We start from the raw sequence: 21,734 nt of genomic DNA on the forward strand, positions 1-21,734 counted from the left end.
GATCCGGGGCACACCTAGGGGCTGTCCCCGATGTCCGCACCGGCACGAGTCGCCTACCTTCTCCAACAGCGTTGGCCTCCAGGTCAGCCGAACGGAGGTCTGATGAAGGCGATCGTCCAGGACCGGTACGGCTCACCCGACGTGCTGGAGCTCAGGGAGGTCGACAAGCCGGTCGTCGCCGACGGCGAGGTGCTGGTCCGGGTCCGCGCGGCCGCGGTCAACGCGCGCGACTGGCACCTCATGCGGGGCGATCCGTACCTGGCCAGACTGGTGCTGGGGCTGCGCGCGCCGAAGGAGAGGATCCGGGGCACGGACTTCGCGGGCCGGGTGGAGGCGGTGGGCAGGGACGTCACGCGGCTGCGCCCCGGTGACGAGGTGTTCGGCGAGGCCGACGGGGCGTTCGCCGAGTACGTGTGCGCCTCCCAGGCCGTCGTGGAGCCGAAGCCGGACGGCCTGACGTTCGAACAGGCGGCCGCGCTGCCGCTGGCGGGCAACACCGCACTCATGGGCCTTCGCGATCTGGCGCGGGTGCGGCCGGGAGACAGGGTTCTGGTCAACGGGGCGTCAGGCGGGGTGGGGACCTTCGCCGTCCAGATCGCCAAGGCGTTCGGCGCGGAGGTGACCGGGGTGTGCAGTACGAAGAACGCGGAGCTGGTCCGGTCGCTCGGCGCGGATCACGTCGTCGACTACACCCGCGAGGACTTCACCCTCGGCGGCCCCCGCTACGACGTGGTGTTCGACCTGGTGGGGAACCGTTCGCTGGCCGAGTGCCGGCGCGCGCTGACCCCCTCGGGGACGCTCGTCCTGTCCGGTGGCGGGGTGTCCGGTGGCGGCAGCCTGGTCGGGCCGATGGGGCTCCTCGTCAGAGGGTGGATGCTGTCCCGGTTCGTCAGCCAGCGCCTGCTCGTCCTCACGGCGACGCCGGACAGGAAGAACCTGGCCGCGCTGAGGGAACTCGTCGAGCGAGGTGACCTCGCCCCGGTCGTCGACCGGACCTACCCGCTCCCCGACGTCGCCGCGGCCATCCGGTACGTGGAGGTGGAGCACGCCCGCGCGAAGGTCGTCGTCACCGTCTGACGGACCGCCCGGCGCCCTCTTCGGCGCCGGTGGTCCGCTCCTCACGCCAGCTGCCCCGCGGCGAAGGCGAGTTTGCCGGGGCTCAGGACCGTGCGGACGCCGACGACCAGGCCCTCCCGGACCTCGGGGACGAGGACTCCGGCCAGCGCCCCGTCCGCGAGGATGAGGGCCGCCGGCTCGCCGTTCGCCTCGCCGAACTCGAAGGTGAGGAACGCCGTCTGGGGCCGGGAGCCCATGCCCAGCAGATAGCGGAGCACCTTGGCGCGTCCGGTCACCGGCCGACGTGCCGCCGACACCTGGCCGCCTCCGTCGGACCAGGCGACCACCTCGTCGGCGAGCAGCCGCTCAAGGCCGGCCACGTCGCCTTGGAGGGCGGCGGCGAAGAAGCGCTCGACGATCTTCGTGCGCTGTCTCTCGTCGACGTCGAAGCGCCTTCGCGGGTGACCGAGCCGTTCTCGGGCCCGGCGGTGGAGCTGCCGCGAGTGGGCCTCCTCGATGCCCACCGCCCCGGCGACCTCCCGGTGGCTGTGCCCGAAGGCCTCGCGGAGCACGAACACCGCACGTTCGGCGGGAGTGAGCCGCTCCATGAGGGTGAGCAGCGCGAGCGAGACCGACTCGCGCTGCACGATGCTCTCCAGCGGGCCGAGCGGTTCGGCGGCGCCGGCGTGGGTGAGCACCGGCTCGGGCAGCCAGGGCCCGACGTACGTCTCCCGCCGGGCACGGGCCGAGGTGAGCCGGTTGAGGCAGAGGTTCGTCACGACCTTGGTCAGCCAGGCGGCCGGGGCGAGGACGGAGCCGGAGGCAGCACCGCTCCAGCGCAGGTACGCGTCCTGCACGACGTCCTCGGCCTCGCTCGCAGAGCCGAGCATCCGGTAGGCGAGCGAGAAGAGCCGGGGCCGGTGCGCCTCGAACTCCGCGGCGGACGCCGTGGTTTCCCCGGCTTCCGTGGCTTCCCTGGCTTCCGTGCGCCCCGTGGACTCCGTGGTCATATCCGTAGCATGCCACGCGCCTCAGGGGACTCCGCTTGCTCCGGGTCCCCCGTCACTCCCGGTCCCCGGAGGCCTTCGCCGGAGAACGGGTCAGCGCCTCGGACGCCGCCCGCATGCCCTCGGTGAACTCCTCCGCGCTCGCCGCGGTCTTCGGATCGAACAGCCACTGGATCATCAGGCCGTTCAGCAGCGCCTGGTAGAAGGCACCCAGCGTCCGTTCCTCCCGCTCGGTGATCTCCTCCTCGGGGGTGCCGGTCAGCATCGCGATCAGGCCGCGGCGCCCCTCGGCCTGCGAGGCCGCGAGCATCGCGCGCAGATCCGGCATCCGGTCGCGGGCCAGCGCGACCTCCAGGCTGGCCGCCCAGACCGGACCGGCTTCCTCCCGGTGGGTCAGGAAGCCCTGCCAGACCGCGTGGAACCGTTCCAGCGAGCCGCCCTCGCCCTGCACGCCTTCCTGGAAGCCGGCGCCCAGCTCCTGCATCAAGGCGATGAACGCCTCGGTGAGCAGGGCGTCCTTCGAGCCGTAGTGGTAGCCGATGGAGGCCAGGTTCGCGCCCGAAACCTTCACGATGTCGCGCGCCGTGGTGCGCACGAAACCCTTCTCGACCAGGCACTTCTTGGCGCCTTCGAGCAGATCCTCACGATGTCCCATGCCGCCACCGTAGCAAGACGGGCGTCATAGACGGAAGTTCCAGACAAGCGTTCTATACATCCGTCATAGACAAACGTTTATGACGGATGTACATTGCTTCTCATGACGAACCCCGCCGCCACAGCGCGCCTCGCCGGCCGCCGCGAATGGACCGCCTTCACCGTCCTCGTGCTGCCACTGCTCCTGGTCTCGATGGACGTCTCCGTCCTCTACTTCGCCATCCCCGCCATCACCGAGCAGCTGGACCCGAGCGCCACCCAGCAGCTGTGGATCTTCGACAGCTACGCCTTCGCCCTTTCCGGTCTGCTGATCACGATGGGATCGCTCGGTGACCGGATCGGCCGCCGCAAGCTGCTGCTGATCGGCGCGACCGCCTTCGGCCTCGCCTCGATCGGCGCCGGGTACGCCACGAGCGCCGAGATGCTCATCGCCTGCCGCGTCCTGCTCGGCATCGGCGGCGCGACCCTGATGCCCTCCACGCTGGCCCTCGTACGCAACCTCTTCCAGGACGACAAGCAGCGCGGCAAGGCCATCGCCATCTGGTCCGGGGCCATGACCGGCGGCATCGCGCTGGGCTCGGTGCTGAGCGGTGTGATGCTGAACCACTTCTACTGGGGCTCCGTCTTCCTCATCAACGTGCCCGCGATGCTGCTCCTGCTGATCCTGGTCCCCGTGCTGGTCCCCGAGTTCAAGGACCCTGCCCCCGGCCGCTTCGACCTGCTGTCCGTCCCGTTGTCCATGGCCGCCGTGCTCCCGGTCGTCTACGGGCTCAAGGAGATCGCCGCCGAGGGCTTCGAGCCGCTCTACCTCGGCTGCCTGCTGGCCGGCCTGGTCTTCGGCTACGTCTTCGTCCGCCGTCAGCGCACCCGCGACGACGCCATGGTCAGCCGGGCGCTGTTCCGGGGCCGCGGCTTCGGTGCCGGCGTCGGCCTCAACACGATCGCCGCGTTCGCCATGATGGGATCGGCCTACTTCACCACCCAGTACCTGCAGTCCGTGCTCGGCATGGGCACCCTGGAGGCCGCCCTGTGGAGCCTCGCGCCCTCGGTGGTCATCGGCGCCGCGGCCCCCGTCTCCGCCGCCCTGGCCCAGAAGACGGAGCGGGCCTACGTCATCGCCGGCGGGTTCGTCCTCGCCGCCGCCGGATTCGCCCTGGTCGGCATGGTCGGAACCGACTCCCTGTGGCTGCTCCTGACCGGCGCCGGCGTACTGGCCTCGGGCATCGTGACCATCATGTCGCTGGTCTCGGACATGGCACTCGCCTCGGCCCCCGCCGAGAAGGCCGGTTCGGCCGCCTCCCTGCTGGAGACGGGCCAGGAGTTCGGCGGCGCCCTCGGCATGGCGGTCCTCGGCAGCCTGGGCACCGCGGTCTACCGCGGCGACCTGGCGGACTCCGAGCCCGCGGTACGGGAAACCCTCGGCGGCGCCGTGGCCACCGCCCACCAGCTCGGCGGGGCGGCCGGCGAGCAGGTCCTCGCCCTGGCCCGCGAGGCCTTCGTCCACGGAATGCAGTACGCGGCCTGGGGCGCCACGGCGCTGCTGCTCGCGGCGGCCGTACTCGCCACGGCTCTGATGCGGGGTGTGGAGGCACCCGCCACGCCCACGGCGGAGCGGGCCCCGGCTGCGGGGGACGGCGCGCAGGAGCCGACGTACACCTGATCCCGGCCGGTGCGGGGCGGGCAGAGGAACGCGGAAGGGCCCGGGGGTCTCCCCCGGGCCCTTCCCCTGTGTTTCAGCCGTTCAGCCGATCAGCCGAGGCTGACCGTGCGCGCCGAGACGGCGCCGATCTCGGAGGCGATGTCCGCGAGGACGTTCGCCGGGACCTCGGCGTCGACGGTGAGGACGGCGAGCGCCTCGCCGTGCTCCTCGGCGCGGGCGACCTGCATGCCCGCGATGTTCAGGCCGCCTTCACCGAGGACGCGGCCGACGGTGCCGACCACGCCCGGGCGGTCGGTGTAGCGCAGCACGACCATGTGGTCGGCGAGCGCCAGGTCCACGTCGTACTCGCCGACGCCGACGATCTTCTGGAGGTGCTTCGGGCCGGCGAGCGTGCCGGAGACCGAGACCTCCTGGCCGTCCGACAGGGTGCCGCGGACGGTCACCACGTTGCGGTGGTCCGGGGACTCGGAGCTGGTGGTCAGGCGGACCTCGACGCCGCGCTCCTGCGCGAACAGCGGGGCGTTGACGTAGGAGACCGTCTCGTCGACGACGTCCTCGAAGACACCCTTGAGCGCGGAGAGTTCGAGCACCTTGACGTCGTGCTGGGTGATCTCGCCGCAGACCTCGACGTCGAGGCGGACCGCGACCTCGCCCGCGAGGGCGGTGAAGATGCGGCCGAGCTTCTCGGCGAGCGGCAGGCCCGGGCGTACGTCCTCGGCGATGACGCCGCCCTGGACGTTGACCGCGTCCGGCACGAGCTCACCGGCGAGGGCGAGGCGCACCGACTTGGCGACCGAGACACCGGCCTTCTCCTGGGCCTCGTCCGTGGACGCGCCGAGGTGCGGGGTGCAGACCACCTGGTCGAGCTCGAAGAGCGGGGAGTCCGTGCAGGGCTCCTTCGCGTACACGTCGAGGCCGGCGCCGGCGACGCGTCCTTCCTTGATGGCCGAGTACAGCGCGGCCTCGTCCACGATCCCGCCACGGGCGGCGTTGACGATGCGGACGGTCGGCTTCACCTTGTGCAGGGCCTCGTCCCCGATGAGACCGAGGGTCTCGGGGGTCTTGGGCAGGTGCACGGTGATGAAGTCGGCGACCTCCAGGAGCTCGTCCAGCGTCAGCATCTTGACGCCCATCTGGGCGGCGCGCGCGGGCTGTACGTAGGGGTCGTACGCGACGACCTTCATCCCGAAGGCCGACATGCGCTGGGCGACCAGGACGCCGATGCGGCCGAGGCCGACGACGCCGAGGGTCTTCTCGCTGAGCTCGACACCCGTGTACTTGTTCCGCTTCCACTCACCGTTCTTCAGGGCGGTGTTGGCCTGCGGGATGTTGCGGGCGGTGGCGACGAGCAGGCCGCAGGCGAGCTCGGCCGCGGTCACGATGTTCGAGGTCGGCGCGTTGACGACCATCACGCCGGCCTTGGTGGCGGCGGAGACGTCGACGTTGTCCAGACCGACGCCGGCCCGGGCGACGACCCGCAGCTTCTTGGCGACGGCGATGGCCTCGGCGTCGACCTTGGTCGCGGAGCGGACGAGGATCGCGTCGGCGTCGACGATCGCGGGGAGCAGCTCGGCGCGGTCGGCGCCGTTGCAGTGCCGGATCTCGAAGTCCGGGCCGAGCGCCTCGACGGTGGCGGGCGACAGCTCTTCGGCGATGAGTACGACAGGTTTCGAGCTCACGTGGGTCCTCACAAGTCCAGTGCGGACGGCCGTCCCGACGGCCGCAGGCGGTGGAGGGGGTAGCCGCGTGGAAGACGCACGACACTGTGGGCCTGACGCGTATGTGTTGAGCAGTGTAGTGGCGCCGGCGGGCCGGATTTCCGCCTGTACGGAAGGATCACCCTTCCGTGGTTGGCCGAGGTGGACAAGGCGGGCCCGCAGATGCCGCGTGCCCGGCCTTCCCGGCCGTCCGTGCTGTGCGGCGGGGCCGGGACGCGCCGCCCCGGCCCCCGCGCACACGCGATCAGTTCTCGCTGCTGTCGACCCAGCTCATGAGCTTGCGCAGCTTCTTGCCGGTGGTCTCCAGCAGGTGCGCCTCGTCGGCCTTCTTGTACTCGTTGTACTTGGGCAGACCGGCCTTGTACTCGGCCATCCAGGTGTTGGCGAACTCGCCGCTCTGGATCTCCGCGAGGACCTTCTTCATCTCGGCCTTGGTGGCGTCGGTGATGATGCGGGGGCCGGTGATGTAGTCGCCCCACTCGGCGGTCTCGGAGACCGACCAGCGCATCTTCTCCAGGCCGCCCTCGTACATGAGGTCGACGATGAGCTTCAGCTCGTGCAGGCACTCGAAGTACGCGATCTCCGGCTGGTAGCCGGCCTCGGTCAGGGTCTCGAAACCGGCCTTGACGAGGGCGGAGGCGCCACCGCAGAGGACGGCCTGCTCACCGAACAGGTCGGTCTCGGTCTCCTCGGTGAAGGTGGTCTTGATGACGCCGGCGCGGGTGCCGCCGATGCCGGCCGCGTACGAGAGCGCAAGGGCGAAGGCGTTGCCGGAGTGGTCCTGCTCGACGGCCGCGATGCACGGAACGCCGCGGCCCTCCTCGTACTGACGGCGAACCAGGTGGCCCGGGCCCTTCGGGGCGACGAGGGCGACGTCCACGTTGGCCGGGGGCTTGATGAAGCCGTAGCGGACGTTGAAGCCGTGGCCGAAGAACAGCGCGTCGCCGTCCTTGAGGTGGTCCTTGATGGACTCCTCGTAGATCTCGGCCTGGAGCGGGTCCGGGGTCAGGATCATGATGACGTTCGCCCACTCGGCGGCCTCGGCCACGGGGACGACCTTCAGGCCCTGCTCCTCGGCCTTGGCCTTGGACTTCGAGCCCTCCTTCAGGCCGACGACGACGTCGACGCCGGAGTCACGGAGCGACAGCGCGTGGGCGTGGCCCTGGCTGCCGTAACCGATGACCGCGACCTTGCGGCCCTGGATGATGGACAGGTCGGCGTCGTTCTCGTAGAACAGCTCGGCCACTGGGATATCTCCTTGGTGCGCTGGTGTTGCACCCACCGTACGGCGGGGAACGGTATCTGGGTCTGTCGGTCTCGCCATGCGGGCTTGAGCGTGTCCGACGTGTCTTGCGTGTCTGTTGCGTCCGACGTCGCGGGCGCGCCGGACAGGTCGTGCGTGCCGGGCGTCGGGCCCCTCAGGCGCCTCAGGCGCTGCGGTCGAGCGCCCGCAGGCTGCGGTCCGTGATGGACCGTCCGCCACGCCCTATGGCGATCGTGCCGGACTGCACGAGCTCCTTGATGCCGAAGGGCTCCAGCATCTTGAGCATCGCGCCGAGCTTGTCGGTGCCGCCGGTGGCCTCGATGGTGACGGCCTCCGGGGAGACGTCGACCGTCTTGGCGCGGAACAGCTGGACGATCTCGACGATCTGCGACCGGGTCTCGTTGTCGGCCCGGACCTTCACCAGGACGAGTTCGCGCTCGATCGCGTTGTGCGACTCCAGCTCGACGATCTTGAGCACGTTGACCAGCTTGTTGAGCTGCTTGGTCACCTGCTCCAGCGGGAGGTCCTCGACGTTCACGACGATGGTGATGCGGGAGATGTCGGGGTGCTCCGTGACACCGACCGCGAGGGAGTCGATGTTGAACCCGCGGCGGGAGAACAGCGCGGCGATCCGGGCGAGGATGCCGGGCGTGTTCTCGACCAGGACGGAGAGCGTGTGCTTGGACATGTGAGGCGTTCTCTCTCTCGGCTCTCTCGGCTCAGTCGTCTTCGTTGTCGCCGAAGTCGGGACGGACGCCCCGGGCTGCCATGACTTCGTCGTTGGAGGTGCCGGCGGCGACCATCGGCCACACCATGGCGTCCTCGTGGACGATGAAGTCGATGACCACCGTACGGTCGTTGATCGCGTTGGCCTCGGCGATGACCTTGTCGAGGTCGGCCGGGTCCTCGCAGCGCAGGGCGACACAGCCCATGGCCTCGGCCAGCTTGACGAAGTCCGGGACGCGGGTGCCCTTGCGGGGGGCCGTCGACTCGCCGAGCTGGGAGCCGACCGTGTCGTGGCCGGTCTCGTCCGCGTGGAGGACGGTGTTCGAGTAGCGCTGGTTGTAGAACAGGGTCTGCCACTGGCGGACCATGCCCAGCGCGCCGTTGTTGATGATCGCGACCTTGATCGGGATGTTGTTCAGCGCGCAGGTGACCAGTTCCTGATTGGTCATCTGGAAGCAGCCGTCGCCGTCGATCGCCCAGACCGTGCGCTCGGGCATGCCGACCTTGGCACCCATCGCGGCCGGGACCGCGTAGCCCATGGTTCCGGCGCCGCCGGAGTTCAGCCAGGTGCGGGGCTCCTCGTACTTGACGAAGTGCGAGGCCCACATCTGGTGCTGGCCGACGCCGGCCGCGAAGACCGTGCTCTTCGGCGCGAGCGCCCCGATCCGCTCGATGACCTGCTGGGGCGAGAGGCTGCCGTCCGCGGGCAGGTCGTAGCCCAGCGGGTACGTGTCGCGCCAGCGGTTGAGGTCGTTCCACCAGGCGGTGTAGTCGCCCGCGTTGCCCTCGGTGTGCTCGGCCTGGACGGCCTGGATCAGGTCGGCGATGACCTCGCGGGCGTCGCCCACGATCGGCACGTCGACCTCGCGGTTCTTGCCGATCTCGGCCGGGTCGATGTCCGCGTGGATGACCTTGGCGAACGGGGCGAAGCTGTCCAGCTTGCCGGTGACGCGGTCGTCGAAGCGGGTGCCGAGCGCGATCAGCAGGTCCGACTTCTGCAGGGCGGTGACGGCGGTGACGGCACCGTGCATGCCGGGCATGCCGACGTGCAGCGGGTGGCTGTCGGGGAAGGAGCCCAGCGCCATCAGGGTGGTGGTGACCGGGACGCCGGTCAGCTCGGCCAGGACCTTCAGTTCGGCGGTCGCGCCGGACTTCATGACGCCGCCGCCGACGTACAGGACCGGGCGCTTGGCCTGGCAGATGAGCTTGGCGGCCTCGCGGATCTGCTTGGCGTGCGGCTTGGTGACCGGCCGGTAACCGGGGAGGTCCTGGGAGGGCGGCCACGAGAAGGTGGTCTTCGCCTGCAGGGCGTCCTTGGCGATGTCGACCAGGACCGGGCCGGGGCGGCCGGTGGAGGCGATGTGGAAGGCCTCGGCGATCGTCCGCGGGATGTCCTCGGCCTTGGTGACCAGGAAGTTGTGCTTGGTGATCGGCATCGTGATGCCGACGATGTCCGCCTCCTGGAAGGCGTCGGTGCCGATCGCCTTGGAGGAGACCTGGCCGGTGATCGCGACGAGCGGGACGGAGTCCATGTGCGCGTCGGCGATCGGGGTGACCAGGTTCGTGGCGCCCGGACCGGACGTGGCCATGCAGACGCCGACCTTCCCGGTGGCCTGCGCGTAGCCGGTGGCGGCGTGGCCGGCCCCCTGCTCGTGGCGGACCAGGATGTGACGGACCTTCTTGGAGTCCATCATCGGGTCGTACGCGGGAAGGATGGCGCCTCCCGGAATGCCGAAGACGGTGTCGCACCCCACCTCTTCGAGAGAGCGGATGAGGGACTGCGCGCCCGTGACGTGCTCAACTGCGGCGGACTGCTGTCCGCCGGAACGGGGCCGCGGCTGCGGATGGTGGGCCCCGGTGGCCTGCTCGGTCATCGGCATTCTCTTCTCGAAGCTGAGGGTTTTACGCGGATTCGACTCTGTGCCAGTGCAACAAAAAACCCCTCGTGCCGGGAGGCAAGCGAGGGGAGCGCGTCGGGTGCGTTGAGCGGGGACATGCTGGTCCCGGCTTCAGCCGACGCGCTTTCCAAGTACGAGAATTCGGGTGCGCATGGCATTGACCCTCCCTCCGGCGGGAGGGTGATGTCAAGTAGGTGGGACGGGCGTCTCATTATGTGAGCCTCTGTGGATGGCCATCGATCCCCCGGGCGAACCACCGGCCAGGGCGGGCTGCACCGCACCACCCGGTACTGGGAAACTACCGCGCACGAGCGCACGCCGCAGCCTGTATTCGTCCAGTGGCCCGGAGAAAGCCATTCCCTGGCCGTGGGTGCACCCCATGGCGCGCAGGGCCATGACCTGTTCGGGCAGGTCCACCCCGTCGGCCACGGACCGCATGCCCAGGTCGTTTGCGATCCGCAACAGACCTGCGGTGATCTTGTGGAGGCGGGCGGACTCGACGACGCCCTCCACCAGCCCGCGGTCCAGCTTGAGCATGTCCACCGGAAGGCGGCGCAGGGCGCTGATCGCCGCGTAGCCGCTGCCGAAGCCGTCCAGGGCGATTCCCACCCCGAGCCGTTGCAGGGCCGTCAGGCGGCGCTCCAGGTCGTCGAAGGGCACTCTGGGATCGGAAACGGCCAGCTCCAGGACCAGAGCCCCGGAGGGCAGTCCGTGCCTGGTCAGCAGGGCCTCCACACAGCCCAGCGGCATGGCCCGGTCGAGGAGCCGCTGGGCGGTCATCCGGACGGCCACGGGGACGCCGTGCCCGGCCCGGTGGCGGTCGGCCGCCTGCTCCACGGCCTGCTCCAGCAGCCAGCGCCCCAGCTCGGCGGTCCGTGCCGCGTCCTTGCCGGCCGCGGCCGCGGACCCCTCGCTGTACTCCGCCACCCGGAGGAACTCCGCGGGGGTGAAGAGGATGCCCTGGGCCGAACGCCAGCGGGCCTGCGCGACGACGGCGGACACCTCACCGGTGGCCAGCGAGACGACGGGCTGGTGCAGCAGGGCGAACTCGCCCTCGTGCAGTGCGGTCCGCAGCCGCCCCGCCAGTTCGGCCTTCCGGACGATTTCGGCCTGCATCTGCGGCGCGTACATCTCGACGCGGTCCTTGCCTCCCGCCTTGGCGCGGTACATCGCGAGATCCGCGTTGCGCATCAGGTCCGAAGGGGTGATGCCGGGGTCGGCGAAGGCCACGCCGATGCTGGCGGCGACCCGGACCTCGTTGCCCGCGATCCGGTACGGCTGGGAGAGGGTGGTGCGCAGCCGGTCGGCGATCTCGCGCGCCTGGTGCTCGCGGGCGCTGCGGCCCCGGCTGCCGTCGCCGAGGATCAGCGCGGCGAACTCGTCGCCGCCGAGGCGGGCGGCGGTGTCCCCGGCCCGGACCGAGTCCTGGAGCCTGCGCGCGGCCTCGACGAGCAGCTCGTCGCCGGCCTGGTGGCCGATGGTGTCGTTGACCGCCTTGAAGCCGTCGAGGTCGATGAAGAGCACGGCGGTGCTGTGGTCCCCCGCGCGCCGGCCGGTCAGGGCCTGGCGGACCCGCCGCGTGAACAGTGCCCGGTTGGGCAGGTCGGTCAGCGGATCGTGCTCGGCGCTGTGCTGGAGCTGGGCCTGGAGGCGGACCCGCTCGGTGACGTCCCGGCTGTTGAGGATGAGCCCGCCCTGGTGGCGGTTGACGGTGGACTCCACGTTGAGCCATTCGCCGTCGCCCGACTTGAAGCGGCATTCGATGCGCGTGGTGGGCTCCTGGGCCGGCGGCGCGGCGAGGAAGCGGCGCACCTCGTGGACCACCTTGCCGAGGTCGTCGGGGTGGATCAGGGCGGCAAGCTCGGTGCCGACCAGCTCCTCCGCCTCGCGGCCGTAGACCCCTGCGGCGGCGGGGCTCACGTAGTGCAGGGTCCCGGTGGGCGCGGCGATCATGATGACATCGCTGGAGCCCTGGACCAGGGAGCGGAAGTGGTTCTCCTTCTGGGCCAGTTCCTGGGTCAGCGCGATGTTGTCGAGGAGCATGATGCCCTGGCGGATGACGAGGGCGAGGACGACCGTGCAGCCGGTGAAGACGACCATCCGGTCGACCTTCCGGCCGTCCACGACGTTGTAGAGGATGCCCAGGGTGCACACGGCGGCCGCGAGGTACGGGGTGAGGGCAGGCAGTGAGCCGGTGATGGGGCGGCTGTGCGGGCGCTCCCCGCGCGAGTGGCCGACGGGCTCCGGTCCGGGGTGGAGGCGCCGGGCGCCCCAGGGCGCGTACGCGAGGAGCAGCGAGCCCGCGAACCAGCCGGCGTCGAGCAGCTGTCCGGACTGGTACTCCGCGCTCAGCAGCGGCGAGGTGAACAGGGCGTCGCTGAGCACGGTGAGGGCGAGCGCGGCGATGGCGGTGTTGACGGCGGAGCGGTTGGTCTCGGACCGCCGGAAGTGCAGGACCAGGACCATCGAGACCAGCGCGATGTCCAGGAGCGGGTAGGCGAGGGAGAGCGCGGCGCGCGGCACGCTGCCGGGGGCGCCGGACTGGGCGGTCCGCGCCGCGTGGGCCAGGGCCAGGCTCCAGGAGAGGGTGAGCAGGGAGCCGCCGATGAGCCAGGAGTCGAGCCCGAGGCACACCCAGCCGGCGCGGGTGACCGGGCGTTTGGCGAGGACGAGGAGGCCCACGATGGCCGGCGGTGCGAAGCAGAGGAAAGCGAAGTCGGCGAGCGAGGGCTTCGGCACGGCCTGGCCGAGGATCACCTCGTACCAGCCCCAGACCGCGTTGCCGCAGGCGCCCATGAGGGAGGAGAAGGCGAAGAGCAGCCACGCGGGCCGTTCACGGCTGTCGATCGCCCGCGCATAGGAGTAGCAGGAGACCGCGGCGAGTAACCCGGCGGCGCTGAGCCCGAAGTCACCCATGATCTCGGCGACTTCCTCCGACCCCCAGTTGAGGGCGGCGCCGACGGCGTAACCGCCGCTGACCACCGCGAGGAGCAGTTGCATGGCCAGGCCCTTGCCTCCGCCCGAAAGGGACGGGCGGTTCAGGAGCGCCGCCCCCTGGGCACTCACCGGCCCCCCTCGCGAGCTGCTTCCGGCGCACCCCATCGTCGCCTCCGGCGGCTGTGCCGTGTCGGATCCTTCGTCCATTGGCCGTGCATCGCCCGTCGCCCCCCAAAGTGTCCGATCACTCCCCAGCGCCAGACGTTCGTGGCGCAGCCCCTTCTTCCGGACGATACACCACTTTCGTTACTCAGGGACATACCTTCTCTACGCTCCGTTACCATCAAGGGAGTTGGGCCCACTGAAAGCATCCGGGCGACTGCGGAGCGTGCGCATCGCCACGGGCGTCACTCGGTGATCAGCACCGTGTGCTCAACGGGCTGCCCGGCGGCGAACCGGGCGAGCTGGCGCGCGACCATGCGCTTGGCCCGCGGCTCGAAGGCCGAACTGCTGCCGCCCACATGGGGCGTGATCAGGACATTCCGAGCATGCCAGAGCGGGTGGCCCGCGGGCAGCGGTTCGGGGTCGGTGACGTCCAGCGCCGCGCGCAGCCGGCCCGACTCCACTTCCGCCAGCAGGGACTTGGTGTCCACGACGGGGCCGCGCGCGACGTTCACGAGCAGGGCGCCGTCCTTCATGCGGCTCAGGAACTCGGCTCCGGCCAGGCCCCGGGTGCATTCGGTCAGCGGCACGGTGAGGATCACCACGTCGGCCCGCGGCAGGAGTTCGGGCAGGTCGGCGAGGGCGTGGACCCGGCCGCGCGGCGCCGTGCGCGCCGAGCGCGCGACGCGGGCGACCGGCCCGCACTCGAAGGGCTCGAGCCGGTCCTCGACGGCCGAGCCGATCGCTCCGTAGCCGACGACCAGGACGGACTTGTCGGCGAGGGCGTCGTAGAAGCCGGAGCTCCACTCCTCGCGGTCCTGGCCGCGGACCATGCCCGGAATCCCGCGCAGGGAGGCGAGGACGAGGGTGAGGGCGAGCTCGGCGGTGCTGGCCGTGTGGACCCCGACGGCGTTGCACAGCCGTACGCCCGGACGCAAGGCCCCGAGGCCGCCCGGCTCCCCGACGAGGTCGTCGATGCCGGCGGTCAGGGTCTGGACGACCTGGACGGCGGACATCGCCGCCAGCGGACGCAGTGTGACCGCGGGGGCCTTCATGTACGGCGCCACGTAGAAGACGCAGTCGGCCGGGTCGGCGGGGAAGTCGTCCTCGCCGTCCCACAGGCGGTAGCGGAAGGAGTCGGGCAGGCCCTCGACCTCCGCGGCGGGGAAGGGGAGCCAGACATCCCAGGTCTTTGCAGTCATGATCACGAGGCTATGCCAAGCCATCGCGATCAAGCCGTTAGTTTGATTGCCGGACCGCGAGCGGCGGGAGGGGGACACACGGGTGGAACGCAGGTCGATCGGGGCCGGAGCACTGGCGGTGGGCGCCGTCGGGCTCGGCTGCATGCCGATGAGCTGGGCGTACGCGCCTTCGCGGCGGCGGGGGCAGGAGTCGGTGGCGGCGGTGCACACGGCACTGGACCTGGGGTCGAACCTGCTGGACACGGCCGACGTGTACGGACCGTTCACCAATGAGCTGCTGCTGGGGCGGGTGCTGCGGGAGCGGCGGTCCGAGGCGTTCGTCTCGGCCAAGGTCGGGCTGCGGGCGGGCGACCAGCACGTGGTGGCCGACGGCCGGCCCGGCTATCTGCGGCGGGCCTGCGACGCCTCGCTGCGGCGGCTGCGGACCGATGTCATAGACCTCTACCAGTTGCACCGGGTGGATCCGGAGGTGCCGGTGGAGGAGACCTGGGGCGCGATGGCGGAGCTGGTGGGCGCCGGCAAGGTGCGGGCGCTCGGCTTCTGCGCGCTGGGCGCGGGGGCCGGGCCGGGTGCCGGCCGGCGCGGGGACCGGGCGTACGCGACGACTGTGCGGCACCTTGAACGGGCGCAGCAGGTGTTCCCGGTGAGCGCGGTGCAGGCGGAGCTGTCGGTGTGGTCTCCGGAGGCGGCGTGGCAACTGCTGCCGTGGTGCGCGGCGCGCGGGGTGGGTTTCCTGGCGGCGATGCCGCTGGGCAGCGGGTTCCTGACGGGGACGCTCACCCCGGGTGAGGGGTTCGAGTCGGAGGACGTGCGGGCCCGGCATCCGCGATTCACGGCGCACGCGATGGCGTCGAACCAGGCGCTGGTGGCCGGGCTGCGGCGGGTGGCGGGGCGGCACGGGCCCGAGGTCACGGCCGCGCAGGTGGCGCTGGCGTGGGTGCTGGCGCAGGGACCGCAGGTGGTGCCGGTGCCGGGGGCCGACCGGGCGCGGTGGGCGGCGGAGAACGCGCGGGCCGCGCAGGTGCGGCTCACGGCGGGGGACCTGGCCGAGATCGCGGCCCTTCCGGCCGCGGTGGGAGCCTGGGACTGATCGGGACAGGTCCGGAACGGGTCCGGGTCCGGGTCCGGGTCCGGGTCCGGGTCCGGGACGGGCCCGCCCGGGACAGGTCCGGGGGCCCCACAACCACTCGATCGGGTGTACGAGTGGTGGAACTTCGGGAACCTCTGCGGCTGTTGAAACGGGTGAAGGGGCAGGATCGGAGCACCGGAAGGGAGCAGGGCGATGCGATACGGAAGTTCTCGCGGGCGGCGGGCGGGGTTCGAGGGCAAGGGCGCTCGGCGCCGGGGTGTGGTGGCGGCGGTCGCGCTGGCGGGGTGCGGCGCCCTGCTCGCCACGGGATGCTCGCCGGCGGGCGGCCCCGGCGCGGCGGCGGGCGGCTCTCCACCGGGCCCGGCCGCGGCCGGCTCCGGATCACCCGGCCCGTCCGGGAGCCCGTCCGCTTCCCCGGGCACCGCGGGCCCGCCGGCCAAGGGCTCCGTGACGGTGACCGGTGAGGTCGCCAAGGGCCTGGAGTCCCCGTGGGGCGTGGCCCCGCTGCCCGGCGGGGACCTGCTGGTCGCCTCGCGGGACAAGGGGACGATCAGCAGGGTCGCGGCGGGCTCGGGCGCGGTGACGCAGATCGGCAGGGTACCGGGGGTGGCCCCGGGCGGGGAGGGCGGGCTGCTGGGTCTCGCCCTGTCGCCGTCCTTCGCCTCGGACCGTCTGGTGTACGCGTACTTCACGACGGAGTCCGACAACCGCATCGCACGGATGCGTTATGACGAGCAGAGACCGGCCGGGCAGCAACTGGGCGCCCCGGACACGGTGTTCCGGGGCATTCCCAAGGGCCTCGTCCACAACGGCGGCCGGATCGCCTTCGGCCCGGACAAGATGCTCTACGCGGGGACGGGCGAGACGGGTGACAAGGGGCTCGCGCAGGACAGGAAGTCGCTGGGCGGCAAGATCCTGCGGATGACCCCGGACGGGGATCCGGTGCACGGCAATCCCGAGGCCGATTCGGTCGTCTACTCCTACGGGCACCGCAATGTGCAGGGGCTCGCGTGGGACAAGGACAAACGGCTGTGGGCGGCCGAGTTCGGCCAGAACACGTGGGACGAACTGAATCTGATCGAGCCCGGCGCGAACTACGGCTGGCCGGAGGCCGAGGGGAAGGCGGGCAAGCCGGGTATGCGGGATCCGGTGGCCGTCTGGAAGACCGACGAGGCCTCCCCGAGCGGCATCGCCTGGGCCGAGGGGTCGGTGTGGATGGCGGCGCTGAAGGGGAACCGGCTGTGGCGGATCCCGCTGGCCGGAGCGGAACTCGCGGCGGAGCCCGAAGCGTTCCTGGAGGGGAAGTACGGGCGGCTGCGCACGGTGCTGGCGCTCGGCGGGGACTCACTGCTGCTGGTCACCAGCGAGACGGATGGGCGCGGGTCGCCGGAAGCGGGCGACGACAGGATCCTGACACTGACAGTGCGATAGCCGGCCCGGACAGGGCCTTGGCCCCCGTGGGGGACGGAAGGCACGGTGGACGCGGTGTTCAACATGATCGAGGAGCTTTTCAGCCCGGGACGCAAGCACACGCACGACGAGAAGAAGCGGCTGGAGTTGTCCCGGGTCGACGTCAATGACGGGGACCCGGGACGGGGGCCGATAGATCTGGAATCCGGCCAGGTGCTCATACGCCTCGGCGAGCGTCCCGCGGGCGGGGAACGGCCGGCCCGGTCGGGGTGAAGAGGCGCAGCCGGTGGGCCAGGGCGGCCGCTTCGCCGCGACCGGCGACACCCAGCTTCGCCAGGATGTTCGAGACGTGCACGCTCGCCGTCTTCGGGGAGATGAACAGCTCCTCGGCGATCTTGCGGTTGGTACTGCCCGCCGCGACCAGACGCAGCACCTCCCGCTCGCGGCTGGTCAGGCCCAGCTCCTCCACGGGGTCTGCGTGCGGTACGTGCGCGGCCCCGGGCGTATCCGTGGTGGACAGCGGGAGCCGGGCGCGCTGTGCGAGCAGGGCCAGGTCCTCACGCAGCCGGCGTGAGCCGAGGCGGTCGGCGGTGGCGTGTGCCTCGCGCAGGAGGGCGGCGGCTCGCTCGCGGTCGGCGCCGGCGGCCAGCAGGGCCTCGGCGAGCCGGTGGCGGGCCCGGGCCAACAGGTACGGGCGCTCCAGCGGGCGGACGGCCTGCTCCACGGCGGCCCAGTCGGCGGCGGTGTCCCGGGCCTCGGCCCGCAGCAGCTCGGCCCGGAGGTACTCGGCGTGGGCGCACCACACCGGGGCCGGGGTGGGCAGTGCGCGGGTGGCCTTGCGCAGCACGTCCAGGGCGGAGTCCCGGTCGGCGTCGGCGGCCGGGAATCCCCGGGAGTCCGCCTCGGCGGTGGCGGAGGCGAGCAGCAGCGGCCAGCCGTAGCGGTGCTGCCCGAGCGGGAATCCGTAGCCGACGGCGGCGGCCGTCTCGGCGCGGACGTCGGCGATCCGGCTCTCCCCCGCGGCGACACCGATCGCGAGGCGGTACAGCGGTATCCGGTGCTGGGGCTGGATGGCGTGGGTGCCGAAGTGGGCGTGGGCGGCGGCGAGCTGTTGGGTGGCCTCGGTCAGTTCACCGCGGGCCAGTGCCAGATGGGCGAGCCGGGTCGCGGCGGCGCCGCGTGGGGCCGCGCTCTGCCCGACGAGCAGGGTGCGACGGGCCGCCTCGGCGGCCTCGTCCCAGCGGCCGAGGCTGTAGAGGCTCTCCGCCATGTTGCCGCTGACCCAGGCCTCGGAGTCCAGCAGCCGGGATTCGCGTACCAGTTCAGTGCCTTGTTCGGCCAGTTCCACGGCTTCGCGGGACCGGCCCAGACCTTCCAACTGAGAGCTGAGGTTGATATGTGCACGACCCGCGAGCATGGCGAGGCCGAGTTCCGTGGCCCGTTCCCTGACCGAGTGCATTTCGGCGAGACCGGCTTCCGGGTCCCCGGCGTCGGTGAGCAGGCTGCCGACGGTGATGCGGGCATTGAGTTCGATGTCCTCGGCGCCGACCATCCGCGCGTACTCGACGGCCCGTTCGGCGGCGTCGATGTTGCCGGGGCCGGGGTCGTGGAGCATGCCCCAGCCCGCGGCCCGGACGAGGACCTCGGCATGCACCTGGGACGGGGGCAGCCCCTGTACGAGCTCCTGGGCCTTGGCGATCTCGTCCCAGCCGTCGCCCCGGCCGAGGCTCGCGACCAGCCGGGAGCGTTCGGTCCAGAACCAGGCGGCCCGCAGCGGGTCGTGGCCGTCGTCCAGCATGCGCACGGCCGTCTTGCAGAACTTCAGGGCCCGTTCCCGCTCCCCGCCGTAGCGGGCGGCGACGGTCGCCTCGGCCAGCAGGTCCAGCCGCTGCAGCGGCGTGGTGGCCGGGTCGCAGCCGCACGGAGGGTATACGTCGGTGTAGTCCGCCGGGCGAAGCGCCTCGCGGATGTCCTCCGGGGCGCTCTCCCACAGGTCCATCGCCCTCTCCAGCAGGCGCAGTTGCTCGGAGTAGGCGTGTCGGCGGCGGGCGGCCACGGAGGCGGCGAGTACGGCGGGCAGCGCCTTGGACGGGTCGTTCGCGTGGTACCAGTAGCTGGCGAGCCGGATGACCCGCTCCTCGGTGCGGATCAGGGATTCGTCGGCCACCAGGGCTTCGGCGTAGCGGCGGTTGACGCGGGAGCGCTCGCCGGGCAGCAGGTCGTCGCTCACCGCCTCGCGGACCAGGGAGTGGCGGAAGCGGTAGCCGTCCCCGTCGGTGGTGGCGAGCAGGATGTTGGCGCCTACAGCGGCACGGAGAGCCTCGATGAGCTCGTCCTCGCCGAGCCCGGCCACGGCGCGCAGGAGCGGGTACTCGACGGTGGAGCCGCCTTCGGCGACCAGGCGCACGACGCCCTGGGCCCGCTCGGGAAGGACCTCGACACGGACGAGGAGCAGATCGCGCAGGGATTCGGTGAGTCCGGCGCGGCAGCCGCTCGCCCGGGAGGCGACGAGTTCCTCGACGAAGAAGGCGTTGCCGTCGGAACGGTCGAAGACGGAGTCCACGAAGTCCTCGTCGGGCTGCGAGGCGAGGATGCCGGCGAGCTGGCGGCGCACCTCGGCCCGGTTGAAGCGGGGCAGCTCGATGCGCTGGACGGTGCGGAGCCGGTCCAGTTCGGCGAGGAGGGGGCGCAGCGGGTGGCGGCGGTGGACGTCGTCCGCGCGGTAGGTGGCGACGACGACGAGACGGCCGCTGGAGAGGGTGCGGAAGAGGTAGGAGAGCAGGTGGCGCGTGGAGGTGTCCGCCCAGTGCAGGTCCTCCAGGACGAGGACGACGGTGCGGTCGGCGGCGAGCCGCTCCAGCATCCGGGCCGTCAGTTCGAAGAGCCGGGCGGTGCTCTCCTCGTCGTGGGGGCCGCGCGGGGTGTCGCCGAGTTCGGGCAGGATCCGGGCGAGTTCGTCCTCCTGGCCCGCGGCCGCGGCGGCGAGCTCCCCGGGGAGCTGCCGGTGCAGGGTGCGCAGCGCCGTCGAGAACGGGGCGAAGGGAAGTCCCTCCGCCCCGATCTCCATACAGCCTCCGACGGCGACCACGGCGCCGCGGCGGGTCGCTTCGCCGAGGAACTCCTCGGTGAGGCGGGTCTTGCCGACCCCGGCCTCTCCCCCGATGAGCATCGCCTGCGGCTCACGGCCGGCGGCGCGGGTGAGGGCGTCGGTGAGTACGGCCAGCTCGTCGGCGCGGCCGACGAACACCGGGCTGACAGATCTGGTCTCCACGTCGCCGAGCATCGCACAGACGTCCCTGGCGGCGGCACTCGTTATCCCCGCACTTCTCATCACGCGTCAGTTCACGCGGCCGGCGCGGGTCACGCGGCGCGGGTGAAGCGGCTCCGGTGTCCCCTCACCGCCCTTTCGCGTTCCTGGTTTCGCGGGGAGACGCGGCGCGCCTGCTCGGCCTCCCGCACCAGGCGGTACTCGTCGGCCTCGCGGATGAGGTCGGCGTTGCGGGCTGCTGCGATCTCGTACTCGAACATCTCGTACTCCCTGGTCGCGTTTCTCGGGCACCTCGTTCGGTGTGATCCAAGATTCGCGTCCCAGGGGGTACCGGCACATCGGTCGCATGCCGCATCTGCCACGGGCAGGGGACCTTAGTCCGGGGCGAAGGTTTCCCGAGCTTGACCGCGGAGACCTAAGGCGGTGCCTAGTGCCGTGGCCGGGTGGACCTTGCCGGTCACAGCACTAGGCGGCTGCCTTCGGGATGGCGAGCAGGAGGTCGAAGTACATGAGGACGAAGAGCAGGATGCCCAGGGCGCCCAGCGCGATGGCCGCCCAGGAGACGGACCGTACCCAGGCGGGGAGGGTGCGCTCGGGGGTGCTGAAGGCGGGCAGGGCCAGCACGAAGACGGCGATGATCAGGGCGAGGGTGGCGAAGATGCCGTTGACCAGGGCGGTGGAGTGCCACGGGCCGATGAACTGGGCGGCGATCTGCGCGTTGGCGTCGGCGGCCTGGGTCAGCTCAAGGCGGCCGGTGATGCTCTTGCGCTCGGACACGATGCCGGCGACCCAGCTGCCGCTGAGCGCGACGACGGAGAGACCTGCGGCGACGATCGCGGAGGCTGCGGCTCCGACGTGGCTCGGCTGCTCGTCCCCTGCCGCGCCCTCGGCGAACGTGTCGTCGTCCAGGTCCGCGTCGGTGAGTTCGGCGTCGGCCTCGGCCTCTGCCTCGGCGGGCTGGGGGATCTCGGCCTTTTCGAGGTCGGCGGGGGTGGTGTCCGCCTCGGAGGCGTTCGGGGCGGGGGTCTTCGTGGTGTCCATGCGGGGCACCGTAGGCGGCGAGTCTGAGAGGTTCATGAGAATTGCGGCGGGCCCCGCGGCCGCGGGGCCCGCACCGGACTCAGGCGGGACGGGCCGCGGACCACTCGTGGGCGAGGACCGCCCAGATCTCGGTGCTCTGGCGCACGCCCCGGTGCAGGTGGTTCTCGCGCATCACGCCCTCGCGGGTCAGGCCGAGGCGCTCGGCGACCGCGATGCTCTTCTTGTTCCCGGTGGCGACGTGCCACTCCACACGGTGCATCCCGCGCCCGTTGAAGGCCCAGTCGATGAGCACCCGGCAGGAGGCCGTGACCAGACCGCGTCCGGCGGCGGCGGGCTCCAGCCAGCAGCCCACCTCGCAGTTGCCGCCCGCGGCGTCGAAGGCCCGGTAGAGGACGCCGCCGACGAGCGTGCCCTCGACCCAGATTCCGAACAAGCGGGTGCCGTCGTTCGCTGCCTTCTCGGCGTTCGAACGGAGCAGCTCGCGCGCCGAGTCCAGGTCGGTGGCACGGTCGGGGAGGCCGACGTACTGGCCGATGAACTCGCGGCCACGGTCCATGTGGGCGAGGAATTCCTCGGCGTGCCACACCTCCAGCGGCCGCAGCTGGGCGTCTTCGGCCAGGTCTATCGCGAACATGCGGGGA

17 protein-coding genes are annotated in these 21,734 nt (G+C 71.6%); 5 read left to right on the plus strand and 12 right to left on the minus strand.

The genetic code is table 11. From position 1 onward, the window contains the following. Positions 1 to 102: 102 nt before the first annotated feature. A complete protein-coding gene (locus ACFCZ1_RS27605; RefSeq protein WP_376680978.1) occupies positions 103 to 1,077 on the plus strand; it encodes an NAD(P)-dependent alcohol dehydrogenase in 975 nt (324 codons plus the stop codon). 41 nt (positions 1,078 to 1,118) lie between these two features. Here ACFCZ1_RS27605 and sigJ read toward each other — a convergent pair whose 3' ends face one another. Then, a complete protein-coding gene (gene sigJ / locus ACFCZ1_RS27610; protein WP_376680979.1) occupies positions 1,119 to 2,066 on the minus strand; it encodes an RNA polymerase sigma factor SigJ in 948 nt (315 codons plus the stop codon). Positions 2,067 to 2,118: 52 nt separating this feature from the next. Further along, positions 2,119 to 2,718, minus strand: a complete 600-nt coding sequence (locus ACFCZ1_RS27615; RefSeq protein ID WP_376680980.1) for a TetR/AcrR family transcriptional regulator — start codon at positions 2,716 to 2,718, stop codon at positions 2,119 to 2,121. Positions 2,719 to 2,820: 102 nt separating this feature from the next. On the opposite strand from ACFCZ1_RS27615, the gene ACFCZ1_RS27620 reads away from it, so the two are divergent. Then, positions 2,821 to 4,377 (plus strand): MFS transporter, encoded by a 1,557-nt coding sequence (locus ACFCZ1_RS27620; protein ID WP_376680981.1) that lies wholly within the window; start codon positions 2,821 to 2,823, stop codon positions 4,375 to 4,377. Positions 4,378 to 4,466: 89 nt separating this feature from the next. On the opposite strand, the gene serA is transcribed toward ACFCZ1_RS27620, so the two are convergent. From serA to ACFCZ1_RS27650, 6 genes are all read right to left on the minus strand, one after another. After that, the gene (gene serA / locus ACFCZ1_RS27625) at positions 4,467 to 6,056 is read right to left on the minus strand and encodes a phosphoglycerate dehydrogenase (protein WP_376680982.1); all 1,590 of its coding nucleotides are present in this window, start codon (positions 6,054 to 6,056) and stop codon (positions 4,467 to 4,469) included. A 283-nt stretch (positions 6,057 to 6,339) separates the two neighbouring features. Next, positions 6,340 to 7,341: a ketol-acid reductoisomerase gene (gene ilvC / locus ACFCZ1_RS27630; RefSeq protein WP_376680983.1), complete on the minus strand. Its 1,002-nt coding sequence runs from the start codon at positions 7,339 to 7,341 to the stop codon at positions 6,340 to 6,342. 181 nt (positions 7,342 to 7,522) lie between these two features. Beyond that, positions 7,523 to 8,047 carry an acetolactate synthase small subunit gene (gene ilvN / locus ACFCZ1_RS27635; protein WP_267824446.1) on the minus strand — a complete coding sequence of 175 codons (525 nt, stop codon included), beginning with the start codon at positions 8,045 to 8,047 and terminating at the stop codon, positions 7,523 to 7,525. A gap of 31 nt (positions 8,048 to 8,078) precedes the next feature. Then, positions 8,079 to 9,965, minus strand: a complete 1,887-nt coding sequence (locus tag ACFCZ1_RS27640; protein ID WP_376680984.1) for an acetolactate synthase large subunit — start codon at positions 9,963 to 9,965, stop codon at positions 8,079 to 8,081. Between the two features lie 204 nt (positions 9,966 to 10,169). Then, positions 10,170 to 13,049 carry a putative bifunctional diguanylate cyclase/phosphodiesterase gene (locus ACFCZ1_RS27645; RefSeq protein ID WP_376680985.1) on the minus strand — a complete coding sequence of 960 codons (2,880 nt, stop codon included), beginning with the start codon at positions 13,047 to 13,049 and terminating at the stop codon, positions 10,170 to 10,172. A gap of 278 nt (positions 13,050 to 13,327) precedes the next feature. After that, positions 13,328 to 14,284, minus strand: a complete 957-nt coding sequence (locus ACFCZ1_RS27650; protein WP_376680986.1) for a 2-hydroxyacid dehydrogenase — start codon at positions 14,282 to 14,284, stop codon at positions 13,328 to 13,330. 82 nt (positions 14,285 to 14,366) lie between these two features. Between ACFCZ1_RS27650 and ACFCZ1_RS27655 the strand changes: the two genes are divergently transcribed. The 3 genes from ACFCZ1_RS27655 to ACFCZ1_RS27665 all read left to right on the plus strand — a co-directional run bounded on the left by ACFCZ1_RS27655 (position 14,367) and on the right by ACFCZ1_RS27665 (position 17,057). Further along, a complete protein-coding gene (locus tag ACFCZ1_RS27655; protein WP_376680987.1) occupies positions 14,367 to 15,374 on the plus strand; it encodes an aldo/keto reductase in 1,008 nt (335 codons plus the stop codon). Positions 15,375 to 15,566: 192 nt separating this feature from the next. After that, entirely contained in the window at positions 15,567 to 16,805 is a 1,239-nt protein-coding gene (locus ACFCZ1_RS27660) for a PQQ-dependent sugar dehydrogenase (RefSeq protein WP_376680988.1), read from the plus strand. A 63-nt stretch (positions 16,806 to 16,868) separates the two neighbouring features. After that, on the plus strand, positions 16,869 to 17,057 hold the full coding sequence (locus ACFCZ1_RS27665) for a DUF6191 domain-containing protein (RefSeq protein WP_376680989.1): 189 nt from the start codon (positions 16,869 to 16,871) through the stop codon (positions 17,055 to 17,057). Here ACFCZ1_RS27665 and ACFCZ1_RS27670 read toward each other — a convergent pair. The 4 genes from ACFCZ1_RS27670 to ACFCZ1_RS27685 form a co-directional block, all read right to left on the minus strand. Further along, the gene (locus tag ACFCZ1_RS27670) at positions 17,002 to 20,067 is read right to left on the minus strand and encodes an AAA family ATPase (protein ID WP_376680990.1); all 3,066 of its coding nucleotides are present in this window, start codon (positions 20,065 to 20,067) and stop codon (positions 17,002 to 17,004) included. The two genes, ACFCZ1_RS27665 and ACFCZ1_RS27670, sit on opposite strands and share 56 nt — an antisense overlap. A 77-nt stretch (positions 20,068 to 20,144) precedes the next feature. Then, positions 20,145 to 20,312, minus strand: a complete 168-nt coding sequence (locus ACFCZ1_RS27675) for a hypothetical protein (protein WP_376680991.1) — start codon at positions 20,310 to 20,312, stop codon at positions 20,145 to 20,147. A gap of 205 nt (positions 20,313 to 20,517) precedes the next feature. Continuing rightward, positions 20,518 to 21,093, minus strand: coding sequence for a hypothetical protein (locus ACFCZ1_RS27680; protein WP_376680992.1), 576 nt, complete (start codon positions 21,091 to 21,093; stop codon positions 20,518 to 20,520). A 79-nt stretch (positions 21,094 to 21,172) separates the two neighbouring features. Next, the gene (locus ACFCZ1_RS27685) at positions 21,173 to 21,727 is read right to left on the minus strand and encodes a GNAT family N-acetyltransferase (protein WP_376680993.1); all 555 of its coding nucleotides are present in this window, start codon (positions 21,725 to 21,727) and stop codon (positions 21,173 to 21,175) included. Positions 21,728 to 21,734: the final 7 nt, after the last annotated feature.

The sequence above is a fragment of the Streptomyces sp. NPDC056224 genome (assembly GCF_042267665.1).
Classification (GTDB): domain Bacteria; phylum Actinomycetota; class Actinomycetes; order Streptomycetales; family Streptomycetaceae; genus Streptomyces.